General features: G+C 69.2%; 22 protein-coding genes. 12 read left to right on the plus strand and 10 right to left on the minus strand.

The genetic code is table 11. The features are described 5' to 3' along the window. Window positions 1-438: 438 nt before the first annotated feature. Window positions 439-1,428, minus strand: coding sequence for a G5 domain-containing protein (locus ACEXQC_RS00560; RefSeq protein ID WP_374817272.1), 990 nt, complete (start codon window positions 1,426-1,428; stop codon window positions 439-441). Between the two features lie 229 nt (window positions 1,429-1,657). On the opposite strand from ACEXQC_RS00560, the gene ACEXQC_RS00565 reads away from it, so the two are divergent. Next, window positions 1,658-2,929, plus strand: coding sequence for an MFS transporter (locus ACEXQC_RS00565; RefSeq protein ID WP_374817274.1), 1,272 nt, complete (start codon window positions 1,658-1,660; stop codon window positions 2,927-2,929). A 54-nt stretch (window positions 2,930-2,983) separates the two neighbouring features. Here ACEXQC_RS00565 and ACEXQC_RS00570 read toward each other — a convergent pair whose 3' ends face one another. Continuing rightward, a complete protein-coding gene (locus tag ACEXQC_RS00570) occupies window positions 2,984-3,865 on the minus strand; it encodes an SDR family oxidoreductase (RefSeq protein WP_374817276.1) in 882 nt (293 codons plus the stop codon). Window positions 3,866-3,947: 82 nt separating this feature from the next. On the opposite strand from ACEXQC_RS00570, the gene ACEXQC_RS00575 reads away from it, so the two are divergent. Then, entirely contained in the window at window positions 3,948-4,526 is a 579-nt protein-coding gene (locus ACEXQC_RS00575; protein WP_374817278.1) for a TetR/AcrR family transcriptional regulator, read from the plus strand. Between the two features lie 22 nt (window positions 4,527-4,548). Here ACEXQC_RS00575 and ACEXQC_RS00580 read toward each other — a convergent pair whose 3' ends face one another. Beyond that, the gene (locus ACEXQC_RS00580; protein WP_374817280.1) at window positions 4,549-4,968 is read right to left on the minus strand and encodes a MerR family transcriptional regulator; all 420 of its coding nucleotides are present in this window, start codon (window positions 4,966-4,968) and stop codon (window positions 4,549-4,551) included. A 147-nt stretch (window positions 4,969-5,115) separates the two neighbouring features. Here ACEXQC_RS00580 and ACEXQC_RS00585 point away from each other — a divergent pair, with 147 nt between their 5' ends. Continuing rightward, on the plus strand, window positions 5,116-5,847 hold the full coding sequence (locus ACEXQC_RS00585; RefSeq protein WP_374817282.1) for an SDR family oxidoreductase: 732 nt from the start codon (window positions 5,116-5,118) through the stop codon (window positions 5,845-5,847). Window positions 5,848-5,944: 97 nt separating this feature from the next. On the opposite strand, the gene ACEXQC_RS00590 is transcribed toward ACEXQC_RS00585, so the two are convergent. Further along, window positions 5,945-6,208 (minus strand): type II toxin-antitoxin system RelE family toxin, encoded by a 264-nt coding sequence (locus ACEXQC_RS00590; RefSeq protein WP_374817285.1) that lies wholly within the window; start codon window positions 6,206-6,208, stop codon window positions 5,945-5,947. Next, window positions 6,205-6,426 carry a type II toxin-antitoxin system RelB family antitoxin gene (relB, locus tag ACEXQC_RS00595; RefSeq protein WP_374817288.1) on the minus strand — a complete coding sequence of 74 codons (222 nt, stop codon included), beginning with the start codon at window positions 6,424-6,426 and terminating at the stop codon, window positions 6,205-6,207. The genes ACEXQC_RS00590 and relB overlap by 4 nt, the downstream gene beginning before the upstream one ends. Before the next feature lie 511 nt (window positions 6,427-6,937). On the opposite strand from relB, the gene ACEXQC_RS00600 reads away from it, so the two are divergent. From ACEXQC_RS00600 to ACEXQC_RS00610, 3 genes are all read left to right on the plus strand, one after another. After that, a complete protein-coding gene (locus ACEXQC_RS00600) occupies window positions 6,938-7,924 on the plus strand; it encodes a putative oxygenase MesX (protein WP_374817290.1) in 987 nt (328 codons plus the stop codon). Beyond that, the gene (locus ACEXQC_RS00605; protein WP_374817292.1) at window positions 7,921-8,949 is read left to right on the plus strand and encodes a methionine synthase; all 1,029 of its coding nucleotides are present in this window, start codon (window positions 7,921-7,923) and stop codon (window positions 8,947-8,949) included. The genes ACEXQC_RS00600 and ACEXQC_RS00605 overlap by 4 nt, the downstream gene beginning before the upstream one ends. Before the next feature lie 63 nt (window positions 8,950-9,012). Further along, complete coding sequence (locus tag ACEXQC_RS00610; protein ID WP_374817294.1) at window positions 9,013-9,276, plus strand: ribbon-helix-helix protein, CopG family; 264 nt, start codon at window positions 9,013-9,015, stop codon at window positions 9,274-9,276. Window positions 9,277-9,402: 126 nt separating this feature from the next. Here ACEXQC_RS00610 and ACEXQC_RS00615 read toward each other — a convergent pair whose 3' ends face one another. From ACEXQC_RS00615 to ACEXQC_RS00635, 5 genes are all read right to left on the minus strand, one after another. Next, window positions 9,403-10,335, minus strand: a complete 933-nt coding sequence (locus ACEXQC_RS00615) for a hypothetical protein (RefSeq protein WP_374817296.1) — start codon at window positions 10,333-10,335, stop codon at window positions 9,403-9,405. A gap of 170 nt (window positions 10,336-10,505) precedes the next feature. Beyond that, window positions 10,506-10,802 (minus strand): HigA family addiction module antitoxin, encoded by a 297-nt coding sequence (locus ACEXQC_RS00620; RefSeq protein WP_374817298.1) that lies wholly within the window; start codon window positions 10,800-10,802, stop codon window positions 10,506-10,508. Continuing rightward, window positions 10,799-11,014 carry a hypothetical protein gene (locus ACEXQC_RS00625; protein WP_374817300.1) on the minus strand — a complete coding sequence of 72 codons (216 nt, stop codon included), beginning with the start codon at window positions 11,012-11,014 and terminating at the stop codon, window positions 10,799-10,801. The genes ACEXQC_RS00620 and ACEXQC_RS00625 overlap by 4 nt, the downstream gene beginning before the upstream one ends. 71 nt (window positions 11,015-11,085) lie before the next feature. Then, complete coding sequence (locus ACEXQC_RS00630; protein ID WP_374817302.1) at window positions 11,086-12,489, minus strand: HNH endonuclease signature motif containing protein; 1,404 nt, start codon at window positions 12,487-12,489, stop codon at window positions 11,086-11,088. A 360-nt stretch (window positions 12,490-12,849) separates the two neighbouring features. Further along, a complete protein-coding gene (locus tag ACEXQC_RS00635) occupies window positions 12,850-13,461 on the minus strand; it encodes a TetR/AcrR family transcriptional regulator (RefSeq protein ID WP_374817304.1) in 612 nt (203 codons plus the stop codon). A 246-nt stretch (window positions 13,462-13,707) separates the two neighbouring features. On the opposite strand from ACEXQC_RS00635, the gene ACEXQC_RS00640 reads away from it, so the two are divergent. Genes ACEXQC_RS00640 through ACEXQC_RS00665 form a run of 6 tightly spaced genes read left to right on the plus strand, consistent with a single transcriptional unit; the run spans window position 13,708 to window position 21,717 of the window. Then, window positions 13,708-14,706 carry a sugar ABC transporter substrate-binding protein gene (locus tag ACEXQC_RS00640; RefSeq protein ID WP_374817305.1) on the plus strand — a complete coding sequence of 333 codons (999 nt, stop codon included), beginning with the start codon at window positions 13,708-13,710 and terminating at the stop codon, window positions 14,704-14,706. A gap of 5 nt (window positions 14,707-14,711) precedes the next feature. Next, window positions 14,712-16,280 (plus strand): sugar ABC transporter ATP-binding protein, encoded by a 1,569-nt coding sequence (locus ACEXQC_RS00645; protein WP_374817307.1) that lies wholly within the window; start codon window positions 14,712-14,714, stop codon window positions 16,278-16,280. Next, entirely contained in the window at window positions 16,277-17,317 is a 1,041-nt protein-coding gene (locus ACEXQC_RS00650; protein WP_374817309.1) for an ABC transporter permease, read from the plus strand. Before ACEXQC_RS00645 ends, ACEXQC_RS00650 begins: the two co-directional genes overlap by 4 nt. Next, the gene (locus ACEXQC_RS00655; RefSeq protein WP_374817311.1) at window positions 17,314-19,401 is read left to right on the plus strand and encodes a primary-amine oxidase; all 2,088 of its coding nucleotides are present in this window, start codon (window positions 17,314-17,316) and stop codon (window positions 19,399-19,401) included. The genes ACEXQC_RS00650 and ACEXQC_RS00655 overlap by 4 nt, the downstream gene beginning before the upstream one ends. A gap of 18 nt (window positions 19,402-19,419) precedes the next feature. Further along, entirely contained in the window at window positions 19,420-19,992 is a 573-nt protein-coding gene (locus ACEXQC_RS00660; RefSeq protein ID WP_374817313.1) for a hypothetical protein, read from the plus strand. Between the two features lie 54 nt (window positions 19,993-20,046). Continuing rightward, on the plus strand, window positions 20,047-21,717 hold the full coding sequence (locus ACEXQC_RS00665) for an amidohydrolase (protein WP_374817315.1): 1,671 nt from the start codon (window positions 20,047-20,049) through the stop codon (window positions 21,715-21,717). The last annotated feature ends 58 nt before the right edge of the window (window positions 21,718-21,775 follow it).

Genomic DNA, 21,775 nt, shown 5'->3' on the forward strand with positions numbered 1-21,775 from the left:
CCCCCTCCCCCCCCCCCCCCCCCCCCCCCCCCCCCCCCCCCCCCCCCCCCCCCCCCCCCCCCCCCCCCCCCCCCCCCCCCCCCCCCCCCCCCCCCCCCCCCCCCCTGCGGGCGAGCGCGGGCTCGTCGCACGCATGCTGCCGCTTCGTGGGTTCGCGCTTGGTCGCACGTGCGCTGCCGCTTTGCGGGTTCGCGCTTGGTCGCACGCGGGCTGCCGCTTTGCGGGTTCGCGCTTGATCGCAGGCGGGCTGCCGCGTTGCGGGTTCGCGCCTAGTGGCAGGCGGGCTGCCGCTTCGCGGGTTCGCGCTTGGCTGCCGCCTTGCCGGCGTCACCTATCGTGCTCGTGAGTCGCGGCTAGGTGTTGCTTCGGGGTGTGAAAGCGGGGGAATGGCGACAGTTGGGCGCGACTCACGGGCGCGGGCGGCGTGGGGGTGGGCGGTCAGTCGCAGGCGATGCCGTCGCCGTCTCGGTCCAGGTCGTAGATGTCGGGGCCTACTACCTGCACGGGGCCTGTCACGTAAGAGGGGCCGTTGCCGCTGCCGCCTGCGCAGTCGACGTCGGAGTCGATGGGGACGCAGGGGCCGGCGTAGTTGGGGCTGCACCCTCCGCCCGGGGCTGCCTCCGGGGCGGGTTCGGGTGCGGGCTCGGGGGCCGGGGGCGCGGGCTGGCGGGTGCCGATGGCGGTGACCTCGTCGATGGGGGCCGCGGTGACGGATTCGGAGACGAGCACGCGGCCGGTCTCGACGCCATCGACGAGCGTCACCTCCCAGCGCGACACCTTCGTGCCCGCCACGCCGGCCGTCGCGACGACGGAGGTGCCGACGTCGATGGTGGGATCCTCGTAGCTCGACTGCCCGAAGGCGATCGGGTCGGTGGTCTCGACGATCTGCGTCGTCGTCACCGGCGTCGGCGTGGTCTTCGGCGAGGGCGTGGTGCGCGGTGCGCTCGAGGGGGCGGATGTCGGTGCGGCGGTCTCGGTGCTCGCGAGCTCGGTTGCGGCCTCGCTCGACGATCCACCCTGCGAGGCGACCGCGGCGACCGACCCGACGAGGATCGCCGCCACCAGAGCCGCCCCGGCCACGACCCCCGTCTTCACCGAGGGCCGCCACCCGCGTCGGCCCGCCCCAGCGGGCGCTCCCGGCGAGGAGGCCGCCCCGGGCGCGGTCGAGGCGCGCGAGCCAGCGCTCGATGCGGCGCCGGTAGACACGGCAGCGCTCGTAGCGGCACCGCCAGCCGCGGCAGCGGTCGTAGAGGCAGCGGCAGGTGCGGCAGCGCTCGATGCGGCACCGCCTGCATCGGCACCGGCGGCGCTCGGCTCCGTCGCCCAGGCCGTCGTGAAGCCGGTCCACTTCGTGCCGTCCCACCACCGCTGCTGTCCGGGGTTCTTGGGGTTGGCATACCAGCCTTCGGGCAGAGCGGAGTTCGGCATCGTCGTCGCAATCGGGTCGGGGGGCCCGCGAGGGTACGCGGGGACGTCGGCACGCGGCCGGGCCAGCCATCGCGCCCCGCAGCCCCACCCGAACTCTACGACTGTCGACTACTCCGGCGCTGTCCCTCGTTCGGGGCCCCCGCCTGAATGGGGCCGCCGCACGAGAAGTTCATCGAATACCTGGCCGGCGGGCGGGAAGGATGTGGGCCTTCGGTGGTTGTACTCCGTCATGACCTCGAACGAGTTCGCCGCGACCGGCGCGACCCCCACCGTCCTCCCCCCGGCCGCCGCCGGAGCGAAGGCGGGTGCCGGCAAGCGAGACCCGTCGTCGACGTCGACGAACCCGAACGACCGCACCTCCTGGCTCGGCGTCGTCTCCCTCTCGCTCGGTGTCTTCTCCATCGTGATGGCCGAGTTCCTCCCCGCGAGCCTCCTCACCCGGATCGCGGCCGACGTGGGGGTCACCGAGGGCGTGGCCGGCCAGTCGGTGAGCGTCACGGCCATCGTCGCCGCCATCGCCGGCCTCACCATCCCCGTGCTCCTGCCCCGGGTGGACCGCCGGCACCTCATGCTCGGGCTCTCGGCGCTCGCCGTCGTCTCCGACCTGCTGGTCGCGCTCGCCCCCACCTACCCCGTGCTGCTCCTGGCGCGTGTGCTCCTCGGCATCGCGCTCGGTGGTTTCTGGGCGCTCGCCATCTCGATCACGGCCCGCCTGGTGCCGGCCAATCGTCTCGGTCGGGGTCTCACGGTCGTGAACGTCGGTGTCTCCCTGGCTACGGTCGCGGCGATCCCGCTCGGCACATGGCTCGGCGAGGTCTGGGGGTGGCGTGCCGTCTTCGTGCTGGCAGCCGGTGTCGGTGTGGTCGCGGTGATCGCGCAGGCGCTCGTGCTCCCCTCGGTGCGCTCGATCACGGCGACCGGATTCCGCCCGCTCCTCGACACCCTGAGCTCCCGCCTCATCCTCCTCGGCCTCCTGGCCACCGCCCTCGTCGCGGCCGGGCACTTCACGGGCTTCACCTACATCCGCCCCGCCGCCACCGACATCGGCGGCCTCGACCCGTCGCAGCTCGCGGTGCTGCTCGTGGTCTACGGCGTCGCGGTCTTCGCGGGCAACCTCGTGGCGGGCCCGCTGGCAGACAAGCGGATGCGCCTCGCCGTGCTCCTCTTCCCGGTCGCGCTCGGCGCCGCCATGATCACCTTCGCGCTGGCCGGCACCACCACGGCGGGCATCGTCACGGCGGTCGCCGTCTGGGGCTTCGGCTTCGGAGCCGTGCCCACCACGCTCACCACGTGGATGGCGCGAGCAGAGCCGGGCCGCCTCGAGAGCGTCGGCGGCCTCCAGTCGGCCACCTTCCAGCTCGCCATCGCCCTCGGCGCCATCGTCGGCGGCCTCCTCGTCGACGGCATCGGAGTGCAGACGGCCCTCCTGGTGGGCGGCGCCTCAGCCGTAGCAGGCGCCCTCCTCCTCGTCACCCTCAACCCCCGCCCCGCCACTGCCTGAGTTAGTCGGACTCGTGGCTCGTCCCCAAATCCAGGTCGGCTTCCGGGTTGAGGATCAGGGCTCGAGGTTCTCGAGGTCGGCGAGGAGGCTCGAGTGCGTGGGCTCCCAGCCGAGTGCGGCGCGGGTGCGGGCGCTCGAGGCCGGCTGGTCGGTGGCGAAGACCGGGCCGATCGGCCCGAAGTCCTCCACCGGCAGGGATGCGACCGGCAGCCCGAGCCGGCGACCGGTGACCGAGACGATGTCGTGCACGGTGTCGCCTTCATCCGCCACCGCGTGCCAGGCACTCCCGGCGGGGGCCTTCTCCAGCGCGAGCCGGAACAGCACGGCCGCGTCGAGTGCGTGCACGGCGGGCCAGCGCTGCGTGCCGTCGCCCGGGTAGCCGGCGATGCCGCCCTGCCTGGCGAACTGGGTGAGCAGTCCGGCGAATCCGCCCTCGCCGTTGTTGTGCACGGTGCGGGGGAGTCGGATGGCCGAGGCGCGCACGCCCTGCGAGGCGAGGGCGAGGGTGCGGTTCACCGTGATGCCGCGCCCGCCGACCGGGCCGTCGGTCGGCAGCGGGTCGTCTTCGGTGGAGGCACGGCCAGGGATCCACGGCGTACCCGAGACGGTGACGAGCGGCTTGTCGGTGCCGACAAGGGCCTCGCCGAGGGTCGCGAGGGCGGCTGTCTCCTCGCCGATGCTGCGGGTGAGCGCCTCGGCCGAACTGAAGTCGTTGCCGAATGCGAGGTGGATGACGCCGTCGGCGTCCTGAGCCGCGGCCCGCAGCACGTCGAGGTCGGCGAGCTCGCCGCGAACGGTGTCGGCGCCCGCTGCGGTGGCCTTGGCGGCCGAGGCATCGGAGCGGGTGAGGGCGGTGACGGAGTGCCCGGCCGAGAGCAGCTCGGCCACGACGGCCGATCCGATCAGGCCGGTGGCTCCGGTGAGGAAGACGCGCATGAGAACCTCCAGGTGATGCGACTGATGTCCCATCACCGTAGCACGCTGATGAGACAAGTGTCCCATCGCGTAGACTGTGCAGATGCCCAGATGGAAACCGGATGCGCGCGAGCGGCTCATCGAGGCCGCTCTCGACCTCTTCACCGAGCAGGGCTACGACGAGACGACCGTGGCGCAGATCGCCGAGCGCGCCGACCTCACCAAGAGCACCTTCTTCCGGCACTTCAGCGACAAGCGCGAGCTGCTCTCAGCCGGCCAGGAGATGCTCAGCGGCCTGCTGGCCGAAGGGATCGCCGGGGCACCGGATGACGCGACGCCCCTCGAGGCGGTCGCCGCCGGTCTCGACCGGGCATCCGGAGCCATGACCGAGTTCAACCGCGGTCTCGGCCCGCGTCTGCACGCTGCGATCGAGGCCAACGAGGAGCTCCGCACCCGCAACGCCCTGAAGACCATCGGCCTCGCGGCCGCGATGTCAGAGGCGCTGCAGGCGCGCGGGGTGACCGAGTCGGTGGCGCAGGTGGCGGCCGAGCTCGGCGTGCTCGCGTTCGGCCTCGGCTACCGCCGCTGGTCCGAGCCGGGAGACGATGTGCCGGGCGAGCTGGCGACCCACACCCGCACGGCCCTCGCCGAGCTCAGGGCTGCGGCCGCCGAACTCCACTAGGCGGGCGCGGAGCAGGCGAGACCTACGCGACGGATTCGAGGATCGTGGAGGTGCGGCCCGCTGCATCGCGGATGACCTCGCAGTGCGCGGCATCCGGGTTCTCGGTGAGCTCGATCACTTCGTCGAGGCGTCGGCGGGCCTGTTCGAGGTCGGCCATGACGGTCGTGATGCGGTCGCGCTCGGTGTAGAGGCTGCTGAGCATCTCGGGCGGGGCGTGGCCCGTGTCGACGCACGGCAGGATGAGCGCGATCGTGCGGCTCGCCAGCCCCGCCGAGAACAGGTGCTGGATGAGGCGCACGCGATCGACGGCCACCTCGCCGTAGATGCGCTGGCCGCTCGGGGTGCGCTCGGAGTGCAGGATGCCCTGCTCCTCGTAGTAGCGCAGCGCGCGCGTGCTGACTCCGGCTCGCGCGGCGAGATCGCCGATCCGCATCTCCTGCATCGTGCATCCCTCGTGGTCATGATCGTGTGCGTTTGGCGTGTTCGCCCTGAGCGTGAGCATCCGACTTGCCCTTGACGTCAACGTGAAGTCTTAGCCTACTCGATGGATGGCGCCGCACCGCGGCCGCCCCACGTCGAAAGGACACCCATGAACATCGCAGGATCCGTCGCTCTAGTCACCGGAGCGAACCGCGGCATCGGCCGCAGCTTCGTCGACGAGCTGCTCGAGCGCGGCGCGGCGAAGGTCTACGCCGCCGTGCGTCGCCCCGAGAGCGTGAATGTGGGCGACTTCACCGACCCGCGGGTCGAGGTGCTGCGCCTCGACCTGCTCGACCAGGCGTCGATCACGGATGCGGCGGCGCACGCCACCGACCTCACCCTCCTCGTCAACAACGCGGGCATCACCACCGGCGCCAACCTCCTGGGCGAGAACGACCTCGAGGGCCTCCGCCGGGAGCTCGACACGCACCTCTTCGGAACTCTCGGCGTCATCCGCGCGTTCGCGCCGGTGCTCGCGGCCAACGGCGGGGGAGCGATCGTCGACATCCACTCGGCGCTCTCGTGGTTCTCCACCACCGGGGCCAACGCCTACGCGGTGGCGAAGGCGGCGGAGTGGGCGATGACGAACGGCGTGCGCCTCGAGCTCGCCGCCCAGGGCACCCTCGTGCAGGGCGTGCACCTCGGAGCCGCCGACACCGACATGATGGCGGGCTACGACGGCCCGATGATCACCCCCCGAGCGGTAGCAACGGCCTCCCTCGACGGCCTGGAGTCAGGCGCCATCGAAGTCCTAGCCGACGACTGGTCCCGCCTCGTCAAGTCCGCCCTAGCGAACGACCCGTCCGCCTTCTACGCCGACTCCCTCACCCCCCGCCCCTAACTAGCGCAGATGCCGCCGGCCGCCCCACCCGGGCCCAGCCGGCGGCATCCACCCGTCCAGAACTCCGTAGTCCGAACCAGCTCAGGATCTCAGCCGATCAATACGCCTCGGATCGGTGAACGAATTCGATGGCGTAGATGACCAGCCGGTCCTCGACGATCTCAGCCAGAAGGCGGTAATCGCCCAGCCTGTAGCGCCACACGCCGGCGTAGGCACCGGTCAACCCCCTCCCTCGTGATCGCGGATCATCAAGGCCGGCGAGTTCGTCGAGGTAGGCGGCCAGACGCACCGCGATGGTGCGGTCGAGCTTGCGAAGGGCCTTGTCGAACTCCGTGCTGGTCTCGATGGACCAGCGGCTCACAGTCCGAGCTCGCGGCGGATCTCGCTGAACGGACGCGTCGCCTTGTCTGAGGCCCGCCACTTCTCAGCAGCCTTCTCGGCCCACGCGATCTCCTCGATCTCGGCGAGGTGCAGGGCGATCGCCTCGTGAACGAGGTCTTCGGTGGCTTTGCCCGTGCGAACCACGGCGGATTCCAGACGGCGCTGCTCGTCGTCGTTCAGATCGATCGAGAGCGTCATGTCATCCCCTTCGCCCGGTCGCAGATGGTGCCTTGAGGATATCCGGTCGACCTCTCGATCAACAGGTACGGCAAGCTCCACAGCGTGGCGTCGCATCTCTCTCCTACTTTCGCGGTCGACCGAACGTGTGCACTGTAGGGAGTGCACAAATAGTACAACTGAGCGGTGACACCGAGCCCGGCCTGTGGATTCCCGTGGGCGTCTCCCGAGGGCTGAGTGCGGTGGGCCGAAGACCGTGGTCGCCAGGGACACGCTGCCGTAACGGGAGGTCATGAGGCGGGGGATCGTGCGGGACTGGCCTAGCCTGTGAGGGCAGTGCGCACAACGAGGCCTCGCGTCCCCACCAGGACACGCCTGCGACATCCCCATCCGTGGAGTCGCGCAGTAGCGGCCCCCAGACTCGAGGAGCACACGCCATGGTCACCACCACGAACCCCCACCTCGCCGGCCCACACGCCGCACCCGCCGCACCCGCCGCATCCGCCGCTCTCTCCCGGGCGGAGTCCTGTCGATGACGACCATCGCCTTCGAGATCGACAGCACTCGCTTCGACGAGGACTACCGCCCCCTCCCCAACTCCCGCATCACCACGAACTTCGCCAACCTCGCCCGGGGCGACAAGCGCCAGGAGAACCTGCGCAACACGTTCACGATGATCGACGGCCGTCTCAACGACCTGGCTCGCACCGACAACGACGACGGCACGAGATACGCGGTCGAACTCGACATCATGTCGGTGAGCGTCGACATCGACGGCGAGGGCCTCCGCGACGCCGTCCCGCTGATCGAGGTCCTGCAGACAACCATCGTCGACAAGAACTCCGGCCGGCGCACCCCGGGCATCGTGGGCAACAACTTCTCCTCCTACGTGCGCGACTACGACTTCAGCATCGTGCTCCCCGCCGGCCAACCCGCCGACTTCGGAGAACTGCACGGCAACCTCTTCAAGGCCTTCCTCACCTCGGATGCCTACGCCCAGCACTTCGACAAGCCTCCCGTCATCTGCCTGAGCGTCTCGACGAGCAAGACCTACCAGCGCACCGAGACCACGCATCCGGTGCTCGGCGTCGAGTACCGCCAGAGCGAGTACTCGGCCACGGATGCCTACTTCGCCAAGATGGGCCTGCAGGTGCGCTTCTTCATGCCCCCGGGCAGCGTGGCCCCTCTGGCCTTCTACCACCTCGGCGATCTGCTCGCCGACTACAGCGACCTCGAGCTGGCCGCCACGATCAGCACGATGGAGACCTTCCAGAAGATCTACCGCCCGGAGATCTACAACGCCAACGAGCCGGCGGGGGAGACCTACCAGGCGAGCCTCACGAATCCGGACTTCACGCCCACGTCGATCGTCTACGACCGCGAGGAGCGCAGCCGCCTGGCGCGCGAGCAGGGCGCGTTCGCCGAGGAGCACTTCATCACGCCGCACAAGGCCGCCCTCGAGGAGTGGTCGAGAGACTTCGCGGAGACCCACCGAGAGCTGCAGGGAGAACGTTCATGACCAAGCTGCTTCCCACCTCCACTGCCGGCAGCCTGCCCAAGCCCGCGTGGCTCGCCGAGCCCGAGAAGCTCTGGTCGCCCTGGAAGCTCGAGGGCGACGAGCTGGCCGAGGGCCGCCACGACGCCCTCCGCCTCTCACTCGCTGATCAGCAGCAGGCGGGCATCGACATCGTGAGCGACGGCGAGCAGACCCGTCAGCATTTCGTGACGACCTTCATCGAGCACCTCAGCGGAGTGGATTTCGAGAAGCGCGAGACGGTGCGGATCCGTGACCGTTACGACGCCTCCGTGCCCACGGTCGTGGGTGCCGTGACCCGCGAGAAGCCGGTCTTCGTCGACGACGCCCGCTTCCTCCGTGAGCAGACCGACCAGCCCATCAAGTGGGCCCTCCCCGGCCCCATGACCATGGTCGACACCCTCTACGACGCCCACTACGGCAGCCGCGAGAAGCTGGCCTGGGAGTTCGCGACCATCCTCAACCAGGAGGCCCGCGAACTGCAGGATGCGGGCGTCGACATCATCCAGTTCGACGAGCCCGCCTTCAACGTGTTCTTCGACGAGGTGAACGACTGGGGTGTGGCCGCCCTGGAGAAGGCGATCGAGGGGCTCACGTGCGAGACGGCGGTGCACGTCTGCTACGGCTACGGCATCAAGGCCAACACCGACTGGAAGGAGAGCCTGGGGGCGGAGTGGCGCCAGTACGAGGAGATCTTCCCCAAGCTCCAGGCCTCCGACATCGACATCGTCTCGCTCGAGAGCCAGCACTCGCACGTGCCGATCGACCTGATCGAGCTCATCCGCGGCAAGAAGGTCATGGTCGGAGCCATCGACGTGGCCACCACCACCGTCGAGACCCCCGACGAGGTCGCCGACACCCTGCGCCAGGCCCTGCAGTTCGTCGACGCCGAGAACCTCTACCCCTCCACCAACTGCGGCATGGCCCCCCTGCCCCGCTCCGTAGCCCGCGGCAAGCTCGCCGCCCTGGGCGCAGGAGCAGCCCTCCTCCGAGCAGAGCTCTCGGCGTAGCCCCAACGCACTGAAGGGACTTAAAGCCTCGACGCTCGGGTAATTTCGTTTTACGATATTGGCATGGCGGACAGAGAGACGATCGATGGCGTGCCGGTCACCGAGGAGCAGATCGCCGCGTGGGCCGCGGAAGCCGAGGCGGGATACGACGTGGATGCGCTCAAGAAGCGCGGTCGCGGGCGTCCAGGTCGTGGTGCCGAGCCGTCACAGGTCGTGGCGCTCCGTCTGACGTCGAGCGAGCTCGCCGCACTGGATCTGCGTGCCGAGCGTGAGGGCAAGACGCGCTCCGAAGTGATTCGAGAAGCTCTGGATGCCTCGGCGGCGTGAAGGTCCATCCTTCCGCTCTGAAACACGGCGTTCCGGCCGCCGACGCCATTCAGGCTGCCACGTGGGCCGTCTGGATCGAGTACCTGGACGACGAGAGCCCAGCGAGGCAGCTGCGCCTGGCGCGGGTCACTTGCGGGAGAAGAGCCGTTCGAAGAGGGTGGGCTTCGGGGCGGGCCGACTGCCGGCGACCTTGCGCATGCGTGCCTGGAGCTCGGGAGTGAGTTCGAGCGCGAGGGTCGCCAACCGCGCCGATCCGAGACCCCAGCGCGACCAGTACTTGCCGTGAGCACGCACTGCCTCGATCGTGCTGAGCCGGTTGAGCTCGCTGAGCTCCCGCCAGCGCGCGAGATCCAGAAGCGCGATGTCTTCGGCCCGAGCCTCGTTCACCCGAGTGACCCCTCCGTCGCCCGCCCGGCGGCGCACGGACGTCGCGGCCGAGCCGCCGCCGGGCGCGAGGTGGACCTCGGCGAGTTCGTCGAGCACCTCGTCGAACACCCCCTGCAGGTCGGCACTGACCTTCGGGGAGCCCGCGAGCACGCGATCCTCCTCGGCCTTCCACTCGTTGAGCACGGCATCTGAACAGAGGCGACACAACCGCTCGGGCACGGCACGATTCCGGGCATAGCCGCACTGGCAGTACTTGGCCCCGTTGGCCAGGGTGTTGTCAAGCGAGACGAAGGCGCTGCCCGGCTCGTCCGCCTCCGCTTCTTCGAGCGCATCGAGCAGCAGGAGGGCCCCGGGCACACCCACGGCGGCGGCCCGACCGACGTAGCTGCCGGTCACCCGGCTGATCTTCGCGGTCCACAGCGCGACGTCATCGTCCTTGAAGAGTCCCTTGCCTTTCCGCGCGTACTCATCGAGGTGTCGCGCGATGATCGCATCGAGCTCGGCGCCGAGTCGCTCGTCGGCCGATTCGTCTGACGGATCGCCGTAGCGATCGTTCAGTGCGATCACCTCAGCCTGCCCCGCAGCCACGATCGCCTGGTGCACGGCTGCGGCGCCCGGGTTGCGCTGAAGCAGAAGTTCCTCGGTGCCGAGTATCTCGGTGCTCGTGATCATGGGGCTCCTCGCAGCAGTCGGCCACCAGCCCGTCCGGTGCGCTCACGCCCAGTCTGCACGCTGCAGCCGCGCCAGCACGATCTCCAACCGGAGGCCGTCTGCGGAACGCCAGGTGCAGAAGCGTCCCTTCTCCGAGCCGAACTGTCGGCCTAGCCTCCGAAAGGATCGCGTCAAGCACTCAGCAGCGGCACGATCCGATCGAGCTCCCCGGCCTTCGCCTCGGTGACGAGCTCCAGGTCGTACCGGGTCTGCAGATTCGTCCAGAACCGATCAGAGGTGCCGAACGCCCGAGCGAGCCGTGCAGCGGTATCGGGGGAGATCCCGCGCTTCCCGTGAACGATCTCGTTGATCCGCCGAGCGGGCACGTTGATCGCCTGCGCCAGCCGGTACTGACTGATCTCCAACGGCTTCAGGAACTCCTCGAGAAGGATCTCTCCCGGGTGGATCTGTGCGTGTGCGGTACTCATGGTGCCCTCCTCTCGGTGTTAGTCGCGACGGTGACGTTCAGCGTCGATTCGTCCACGTCGAGCCAGAGTGCAGCGACCTCGAGGGCGATCTCATCGATCTCCTTGATCGTGCGCGCTTGACCCGAGGTGCCGAGCTCGGGGAATTCGATGTACCACCAACGGCCATCGTGTCGAGCGAGTGCCTTGACTTCCGTTGGGCCGTTCGTCGTCATATTCGTCTCCTGTATGCAGTCGTGTGAGTGAGCGGGAGCCTGTTGATCAGGTCGCTGCAGAGAGGCCCCGCTCAGGCAGCCTCGCGCCGAGGCGCGCCTGTGCGACGGCGCGTGCTGGGGATGGGGGTCTGCTCGATGTCCACCCAGCGGGGCGGGACAATATGCGGCACACCTCCGCGCATCACGAGCTTCCACGCCGAGCGGTGCAGGTGGCTGTGGTGGAAGTGGCAGAGCAGCACCCCGTTGTCGATGTCGGTGCGCCCCGGCGGATGATCGTCGGAGACCCATTCCTCTGCATGGTGCGTCTCGCAGAAGGATGGCGGCCGATCGCAATCGGGCCACACGCATCCGCCGTCTCGCGCTGCGAGGGCCCGGTTCTGGGCCGCGGTGAAGAGCCGCTTCGACTTGCCGTGATAGAGCACCTCGCCCCGGTCACCGAAGAGGGTCGTGGCGATGGGGGAGTGACAGCGCAGCTGGGCCACGGTGGAGGCGGGGACGGGCTCGTCGACACCGTCGATCCACCCGACCCCGCGCCCCGCCTCGAGGTCGTCGAGCGAGATGTGCACGCTGACCGTGGTGGCAGATCCGTTGATGCGGGACATGTCGGGGGCACCAGCGGCACGCGCGATGAGTTCGGTTACAGTGTCGGCGTTCTTCTGCGCCTGCGTGCGGGTGTCGGCGGTGGCGGTCTGCGCCACGAACTCGGAGTCGCTGACAAACCGCGGGCCGCCGGCCGAAGGCCCGGTCACGCGCGGGCTCTGCATCGCACGGATGCTCGCCAGCCACACCCCGCCCTGCTCGGGCGTGAGTGCGAACCGCCCGCGGATCATACCGTCGTGAGCCTGCGCGATGGTGAGCGAGCGGTGCTGCTGGTGCACCTCATCCCGAGGCTCAGCACCGTCGGGGTCGACGACCTCACGCAGGCGGATGGCGAGCTTCGCCGTTTGATCCGTAGTCAGCCGAAGTGCCACGGTCTCATCGACGAGCGTCTGCTCGGCACGCGCCACGACGGAGGGGGAGCACCCGCGCTCCGCGAGAGCGACGCAGTGCCGAACGATGACCGAAGCCGCCTCGACGCCAAGCGCGCCCTCATCGAGCCCCTGCGCGACGAGCGGGAACGGCGCCGGTCCCTCCCCGCCACCCAGAAGCACAGCCCCGCGAAGCCGCCGCCCGATCTCGAGCCGCGCCTTGCTCTCGTGCGCCGACGCCCCCGTGACGCTCGCGACGAGCTTGACCGCGCTCGTGAAGTTCTGCGCCCGACTCAGCCCCTCGTCGCCGAGCTCCCGGCGCGACCGCACCCCGACCTCCCCAGCAACTCGAACCTGCACCGCGCCAACAACCCGCCCGACCTCTTCGATCGCCCCCATGACCTCGAGCAACTCGTCGTCGCGAACCCCCGCCATCCCCGCACCGATCTCCCGCGCGACGACCCGAAGATCGCCCGCGATCTCCCGGAGTCGAGCGGCTGTCAGCATGCTGAGATTCTATCAGGAATACCTGATCAAAGCTCGTTTGTTTCGGGTGGATGGTCGTCGTGGGGTGGGTGATCCGGTCGAGTCATAGTCCCCCGGCCGCTGCGCGGCCTCCCGCCAGACCCGATGCCTATGACTCGACCGGATCACCCACCCCACGCCGCCCGGTTGCGGGGCGGGCTGAGCGATTTCGGATTGTTTATCGCAATTTCGCGGTATGTAGCGGCTATGCCGATATCACGATAATTTCCGCGAACGGGACCACGTGCTGGCCCGCAATAACGCGCGTCGTTCTTGACGTTGAGCTCCTCCGCAGGGCGGCTCGAGGACATTCGGCACCTGCAGGCGGTCACTGCCTCGGCGTCAGACTGCGGCGCCCGCACGCTGGAGGCGAATGCGTTCCATGAAACCGTCGAGCTGTGCGAGCTGTCGTTCAGGCCCGGTGTCGGCGGGTGAGAGCACTGCCATCACCTGGACGCCCATCAGCATCGACAGCAGTTCGTCGACGGTGCCCTGCACGGGCAGATCGGCCGGCACCTCGCCATCAGCCTGTGCCTCGAGGATGCGTTCGGTCATCTCCGAGCGCCAGTCGTTCATGAACTCGGAGTGCAGCTGAGCGCTCTCGGCCGAGGCGAGTGCGCGCTGCCAGAAGGTGATGACGAGCCGAGCCTCCATCAGCCGGGTCTCGTCGAGGGGCATGATCTCCAGGCACAGGATGCGCAGGCCGGCGAGTCCGTGCCGCAGCGGGTCAGCGGCATCGGTGCGCTCGTTCGTCGCCTGGAAGGCGTACCGGAACGCCGCCTCCAGGACCGCGCTCTTGTTCGGGAAGTAGTACAGCAGGGTGCCGTTGGCCTGGCCGGTGACCTCCGCGATGCGGCGGGTGGTGACCGAATCGATGCCCTCCGTAGCGATGAGACGCCAGACCACGGCGATGATCTCCTGCCGGCGGCTGTCGTGGTCGACGATCTTCGGCATGTGTCCTCACGTTCTGCGTTCCGGGCCGTGCGTGGGGCCGCGGTCCGTGCTCCGATCCTACGCGGGAGGCGGCAGGCACCCGCTGGGGAAACACGCTCGAAATAATTGTACAAGCGTACGAAATAAACCCGTAACCGAGACGAAATCTATTCTGTACGGCGGTACGAAATACTCGGTCCAGACGAACATCCCGCACCCTTTCTGCTCCTCCCGATCGCTTCACCGACGTTCACAGAAAGTACCGCCATGAGACTTCGCACCATCGGCTTCTCCCTCCTCTCCGTCGCCACAGCCGCGGCCCTAGCCGGTTGCGGCACCATCAGCGATGCGGCCGAGCCCGCTGCGTCAGACGCATCGAGCGAGCCCACGCCCGTCGAGACCATCCTGTTCGATTACCCCTTCACCGCCCTGCCGGTCTACACAGCCGTGGTCAACTACGCGCAGGCCCGCGCCGACGAGAAGGGCGTGACGCTCGAACTCACCAACGACAACATGGACCTCGGCCAGCAGGTCACCAACCTCACCACCAACCTCAACCGTGACATCGACGCGGTGGTCTCCTTCCCGGCCGACCCGGCCAGCATCGAGGGCATCGCCCAGCAGTACATGAGCGCCGACAAGTACTGGGTGAGCTATGCGAACGAGCTCGAGGAGCAGGACGGCGTGCTGGGCCTGAACGCCCACGCCTCGGGCGTCATGCTCGGCGAGAACGCCGGCGAGTTCATCACCACGCAGCTCGGCGGCGAAGGCCAGGTGCTCCTGGTCTCCGACACCACGATGCAGTTCTCGAAGGAGCGCACGCAGGGCATCATCGACGGACTGGAAGCCACGGCACCCGACGCCGAGATCGTCGCCCAGCAGGAGGGCATCACCCCTGAGCAGGGCCTGTCGATCACCACCTCGGTGCTGTCGCAGTACCCCGACCTCAACGTGGTGCTCACCGTCGCCGGCGACGCCGCGCAGGGCGCCTATCAGGCGCTCACCACCGCTGGCCGCGACGCCAAAGACCCGAACACCTACGTGGGAGGTCTTGACGGCAACGCCTACGGCCTGCAGCGCATGGCCGACGGCGACTTCTTCCGCGCCCAGGTCACCGTGTCGGCGAAGGACATCGGCAACGCCGTGATCGACATCCCGCTGAAGCTCGGCGCCGGCGAGACGGATGTCGACTACCAGGTGCCGATCACGTTGGTGACGGCCGAGACCCCGAACATCCAGGACTTCATCACCGAGTTCGGCGGCTAGTCCCGATGACCGTCGAACTGCGCGGCCTCACCAAGCGCTACGGCGCCACGACGGCCCTCGACTCGGTCGACCTCACCATCGCCTCCGGCGAGGTGCATGCCCTCCTGGGCCACAACGGGGCCGGCAAGTCGACGCTGATCAAGTGCCTGGGCGGCAGCGAGCGGCCGACGTCGGGAACGATCTCGATGGACGGCCGCCCGCTCATCGGCCTCACCCCCCGCTCGGCCATCGACGCCGGCATCTCCGTGATCTACCAGCACCTCGGCCTCATCGACCGGCTGAACGTCACAGAGAACCTGTTTCTCGGCGAGGAGCACACGGTGGGCCTGTTCATCAGGGCCCGCGACCAGCGCACGGTGGCCGCCGAGTCGCTGCGGCGCATCGGTGCCGACGTCGATCCCTCGGCTCCCGTGGTGGAACTCTCCAGCGGTCAGCGCCAGATGGTGGCGATCGCCAAGGCGCTGCAGCGCGATGCGAAGCTGCTCATCCTCGACGAGCCGACGGCGGCGCTGTCGCCCGTCGAGGCCGCCGGGCTCGGCGCTCTGGTGTCGCAGCTGCGCAGCGAGGGCATCGCCATCCTCTACGTCACCCACCTGCTGAACGAGGTGATGGCGCTCGCCGACCAGGTGACCGTTCTGCGCAACGGCCGTGCCGTGTGGGCCGCGCAGCTGGCCGACATCGGCAAGCGCGACCTGGTGGCGGCGATCAGCGATCACGCTCAGGATGCCCCGGCCGAGCGAGCCGTCATCGACCGCTCGGGCGTTGCGGCCCTGCGGGTGCCCGCGGGCACCCCGATGGGCGGCACTGACACCGGGCTCGAGCTCGCGGTGCATCCCGGCGAGATCGTGGGGCTCTACGGACTCATCGGCTCGGGGCGCACCCGGCTGCTCGAGTCGATCTACGGCTCGCGGCGCCGTTCGCGGATCGCCGTCGAGCTGGCCGGCGCATCCGTTCGCATCACCGAACCGCTCGACGCCCTGAAGCACGGCGTCGCCCTCGTGCCCGGTGACCGCCACAAGCAGGGGCTGTTCGAGACCCTGTCCGCCCAGGAGAACACCGTCACCCGCGTGATGGGCCTGCTCGCCAAGGGCGTGTTCCGTTCTGCGCGCGCCGAGCGCAGCGTGTTCGATGAGGCCGCCTCCCTCATGTCGCTCAAGCCGCACAACGGCGCTCTGCCGGCGGGCCGCTTCTCGGGCGGCAATCAGCAGAAACTGCTGATCGCACGCTGGGTGAATCCGTCGTCGGATGCCCGGGTGCTGCTGGTCGACGATCCCACGCAGGGCGTCGACGTGGGCGCACGAGCCGAGATCTACGAGGTGCTGCGCACGCTCGCCCGGGAGAAGGGCATGGCCATCCTGTTCTCCACGAACGAACCCGAGGAGATCATCGCGCTCGCCGACCGGGTGGCGCTGATGGAGGGCGGCACCATCCACCGGGTGATCGACGTGGCCGACACCACCGCCGAAGAGCTGCTCGACGCCATCCACCCGGTCGAGCACCTCGCCGGCCCGACCGACCGCCACGTGTCCGAATCCGCCGTAGTCCCCGCCGCCGAAAGCGAGCTCGTCCCATGACCAGACACCCCGGGCGCAGGATCCTCTACTTCCTCGCCGAGAACCCCCTGCTCGTGCTCCTCATCCTGATGGTGGTGGTCGTGCAGGCCATGACCGGAGCCGTGCTCAACCCCGGCAACCTGCGCGGGGTGGGACTCGACGCGGCGATCATCGCCATCGTCGCCGCCCCCGCAGCGATGCTCTTCATCGCCGGGTACATCGACTTCTCGGTGAGCTCGGTGCTCGCGCTCTCGGGCGTGACGGCGGGCCTGATCATGACGGATGGGGGATCCCCCCTGCTGGCCGTGCTCGCCGCGGTCGGTGTCGGCGCCGTGGTTGGTGCGCTGAATGCGATCTTCACCACGGTGGTAGGGCTGTCGGCGTTCGTCGCCACGCTCGGCATGATGATCGCTGTGCGCGGCGTGGCCCAGCTGGTGGCACCCCTGCCGGTGAGCGACTTCGGGCCCGAGTTCGGATTCCTCGGCGTCGGCACCCTCGTCGGCGTGCCGATCGCCATCTGGATCGCCGCCGTGGTGCTGCTGCTCTCCTCCGTCTTCCTCACCCGGGTGCCCGCGGGTCGGCACGTCTACGCCATCGGGGTGAGCCGCGAGGCCGCTTATCTCTCGGGCGTGAAGGTCAAGACCATCCCGTTCGTCCTCTACATCTTCTCGGGAGCGGCGGCCGGGCTCGCCGGCGCCATCACCGTGGCGCGGCTGAACAGCGCCCCGGCCGGGCAGCTCGGCCAGGGCTTCGAGCTGCAGGTGATCACCGCGGTGCTGCTCGGCGGCGTGGCGCTCACCGGCGGCTCCGGTTCGATCTTCGGGGTGCTCGTGGGCGTGCTCTTCATGGGTCTGCTCAACAACGCTCTGGTGCTGCTGAACGTGCCGAACTTCTGGCAGAACGTCGCCAGCGGGCTCGCCCTCATCGCCGCGATCGCCCTCGCTCTGCTCACCGACAGACTGCGGCAGCGATTGGTCGTGCTCGAAGCGCGATCGCTGCTGCGCGACACCCCCTCCGAATCCGCCACACCGGCGCCGGCAGAAAAGGCATCACGATGACCGTCACACCTCCCCTCACCGTTCCCGCCACCACGGCCGGCGACGCCTTCGCACCGCACCCGCTGCGCGCGCTGACGGGCGACGAGCTCCTGCGCATCCGTGACATCGTCACCGACGCCGGATGGGCGGGCACCAGCATGCGCTTCGCCTACGTCGGGCTGGCCGAACCCGACAAGGCCGCAGTGCTCTCCGGCGCGTCCGTCGAGCGCCTGGCCCGCGTGCTGATGCTGGATGTCTCCACCGGTGCCTCAACTGATCTGCGGGTCTCGCTGACCGCGGGCGAGATCGTCTCCGTGGTGGCGGTCGACAACGCGCGTGGACAGGCCGCCATCTTGAACGAGGAGTTCGAGGTCATCAACGACATCCTGCTCGCCGACGAGGGCTGGTGCGCAGCACTCGCCACCCGCGGCGTCGACCCCAAGTCGGTTGCCCTCGCGCCACTGTCGGCCGGCAACTACGCGTTCGACGACGAGACCGGAAAGCGCCTGCTGCGGGTGCTCGCCTTCAGGCAGGACCACCCCGGCGACCACCCGTGGGCTCACCCCATCGACGGCCTCTGCGCGTACGTCGACCTCACCGAGCGGGCTGTGTTCAAGCTCGTCGACGACCGCATCTTCCCGGTGCCGGCCGAGGGCGGCAACTACAACGACCCCGAGCTGGCCGGGCCGCCGCTCGACCTCAAGCCGATCTCGATCACCCAGCCCGAGGGCTCCTCGTTCGACATCGACGACGAGGGGCTCATCACCTGGGCCAACTGGTCGCTGCGGGCCTCCTTCGACGCCCGCGAAGGGCTCGTGCTGCACCAGATCGGATACGACGACCGCGGCACCGTGCGGCCGATCGTCTACCGAGCCTCCGTGTCGGAGATGGTCGTGCCCTACGCCGACCCTTCTCCCGTGCGCTACTGGCAGAACTATTTCGACACCGGCGAGTACCTCTTCGGCCGCTACGCGAACTCACTCGAGCTCGGTTGCGACTGCGTGGGCGAGATCACCTACCTCGACATCACGCTGGCCGACGAGTTCGGCAACCCGCGCACCATCACCAACGGCGTCTGCATCCACGAGGAGGACTACGGAACGCTCTGGAAGCACACCGACCTCTACACCGGGGTGGAGGAGGTGCGGCGCCAGCGCCGTCTCGTCATCTCGTTCTTCACCACGGTGGGCAACTACGACTACGGCTTCTACTGGTACCTCTATCTGGACGGCACCATCGAGTGCGAATCGAAGCTCACCGGCTTCCTGTTCACCTCGGCCTATCCCGAAGAGGGCAGCGACTTCGCCACGAACATCGCGCCCGGACTGGGCGCGCCCTACCACCAGCACCTGTTCTGCGCGCGGCTCGACATGATGGTGGATGGCACGGCCAACGCCGTCGACGAGGTCGACGTGGTGCGCCTGCCGATCGATGAGCGCAACCCCTGGGGCAACGCGTTCACGAAGCAGTCCACCCGGCTGTCCACAGAGGCCGAGGGTGGGCGGCTCGCCGACAGTTCGGTGAACCGTGCGTGGCACATCGTGAGCACGACGTCGGACAACCGGATGGGGGAGCCCGCGGGCTACGCGCTGCTGGCCGAGGGGGCTCCCACCCTGATGGCCGACGCGTCGTCGGTGATCGCGTCACGTGCCGCGTTCGCGACCAAGCACCTCTGGGTCACCGCCTACGCGCCCGACGAGCTCTACGCCGCGGGTGACTTCGTGAACCAGAGCATCGGCGGGCAGGGCCTGCCGGCCTACACGGCTGCCGACCGCAGTATCGACGGCGAGGACATCGTGCTCTGGCACACCTTCGGGCCCACGCACGTGCCCAGGCTGGAGGACTGGCCGATCATGCCGGTCGACTACGCCAAGTTCACGCTGAAGCCCTACGGCTTCTTCGACCGCAACCCCACGCTCAACGTGCCGGGAGCGCCCGACCACTGCGCCCCGGGCGGGTCGCACGGCGCCGGGCACTCGGGGCACGACCACTCCTCGGAGCTCGCGCCGGGCATGGCATCGGCCGAGCACTCTGCGGCTGACCAGGCCGGCCAGGCCGGCCACGCCGGACACGACCACGCCGGGCACGACCACCACGGGCACTGACCGACGATGGAAGCGGCGATGATCGCGCTTGCGGCCGGGGCACTCGTGTGCCTCGCCGTCGGTCGCGAGCGCTCGCTCTGGGCGGGCTGGTTGCCGGCCGTCACCATGCTCACAGCGATGCTCGCCCTCGCGGCGGGCTCCCTGGTGCCGGGCTGGGCGGTGTTGCTCCTCGCAGTCGCCCTGCTCGTCGCCGGGGTGCTGGCGGCTCGTGGCCACGACCGCCTGATGTCGATCCACCGCGGCATCTCGGCGATCGCCATGGCCGCTCTGAGCATCACGGCCGTCGCCGTCCCCACCCCATCGTCCACGGGTGCCTCCGCCACCGCGGTCGCAGGCACCTCCGCTGCCACCGGCCACCACTCGATCACCTTCGGCCCCGGCGTCGCCCTCCTCGGCCTCGCCGTCGCGGTGGGCGCCATCGGCGTGGTCTTCGCCGTGCGCTCCGTCCGCGAGCACCGGGCGACCACGGCCGGTCCGACGGCCGCTCTGGCGGGCGGCGGAGCGGTGGCGCTCACGCGCATCCGTGTCGCCCGTCTCGCTGAAGTTCTTCTGATGACCGCCGGCGTGGCTGTCATGCTGCTGCACACCTGACCCGCCGAACCGCACCTCCCCACCCGCACCACACCACCGACGAAGGAGAACCACATGAGCGACACCATCCAGCCCGAGCTGATCGTCACCGGCGGCCGGGTCTACACCTCCGATCCGGCGAACGAGTGGGCCGAAGCATTCGCCGTGGCCGGTGGATCGATCGTGGCCATCGGCACCGACGCCGAGATCACCGCACTCGCCGCCGCCTCCACCGAGGTGCTCGACGCGGGCGGCCGCCTCGTGCTGCCCGGCCTCAGCGACGGCCACACCCACCTCGGTCTCGGTGGTGGCCAGGCCGCGTGGGAGCTGCCCATCCTCCCCTCCGACACCAAAGAGGAGATCTTCGAGAAGGTCGCCGCCTGGGCCGCCGACCTCGGCCCGGACGAGTGGATCGTCGGCGGCATCGTGGGCAGCATCGTGATGGACGTCGTCGGCACCACCGCCGACCTCGCCTCCCTCGACGCCGCCAGCGGTGGCCGTCCGGTGCTCCTGCGTGACGATTCGATGCACAACCGCTGGGTGAGTTCGCGTGCGCTCGAGCTGATGGGCGTCACCGCCGACAGCCCCGACCCCGAGGGCGGTCACTACGGGCGCGACGAGAGCGGCGCCCTCACCGGCGTGCTCCAGGAGCTCGCCTCAGCCGTGGTCGAGAAGGCCCACGACGAGTCGATCGCCGACCCCGACGCGCACAACAAGATCTCACTGAAGAAGGCGCTCGAGGTGGTGAACTCCTACGGGATCACCGCCGTTCAGGATGCGGCGACGATGGAGTACAGCTGGAAGGCACTCAGCGCCATCGAAGCCGACGGTGACGTCACCGCCTGGGTGGTGGGCTCGATGCCCGCCCGCCCGTTCATCGAGTCGGGAACCGTCGGGGAGGAGCTGTTCGCGATCGGCGCCGCCCACCGCAGCGAGCACATCCGCCCCGACTTCGTGAAGTTCGTGCTCGACGGGGTGCCGATGACCCGCACCACGGCGATGCTGCGCCCCTACATCTGCCACGACCACGACGACCCGCAGTTCACCGGCGAGAGCTACTGGACTCTCGAGGAGCTGATCGAGACCATCGAGCTCTGCTACGACCGCGGCCTCAACGGCAAACTGCATGCCACCGGCGACGCGTCGGTTCGACTCGTGCTCGACGCGGTCGAGATCGTGCGTGAGCGTCGTGGACCAGGACCGATCTTCCAGATCGCCCACGTGGAGTTCGTCGACCCGGTCGACGTGCCGCGATTCGCGGCACTCGGCGTGGTTCCGGATGCGTCACCGTACATCTGGTACCCCGGCATCATCCAGGAGAGCATCAAGAACCAGATCCCGTTGGAGACCGTCGAGGCGAGCTGGCCCACGGCCGACTTCGTGAACACCGGAGCACTGCTCTCGGCGGGCTCCGACTGGCCGTGCGTGCTGCCTTCCCCCGACCCGTGGATCGGGCTCGAGACCTTGGTGACGCGGGCGAACATCGACCCCTCCGTTCCGGGTGAGCTGAACCCGTCGCAGAAGCTCTCGGTGGCGGATGCGGTGGCCGCGTTCACGCGCAACCCCGCGGCGGCCATGGGGCTGGACTCGGTGACGGGGTCGCTGAAGGTGGGGCTGTCGGCCGACTTCATCGTGCTCGACCGGAACATCTTCGAGATCGAACCCCGAGAGATCCACGAGACGAAGGTCGACCAGACCTACTTCGAGGGCCGCAAAGTCTACGAGCGGGCGCAGGTGACGGTGTAGCGCCGCCGGTGCAGCTTGCCTGGGGCTCGTGTGGCGTCTGAAATGCTCGTCGCGAACA

Origin of the sequence: Herbiconiux liukaitaii, assembly GCF_041927495.1 — a bacterium.
Taxonomy (GTDB): domain Bacteria; phylum Actinomycetota; class Actinomycetes; order Actinomycetales; family Microbacteriaceae; genus Herbiconiux; species Herbiconiux liukaitaii.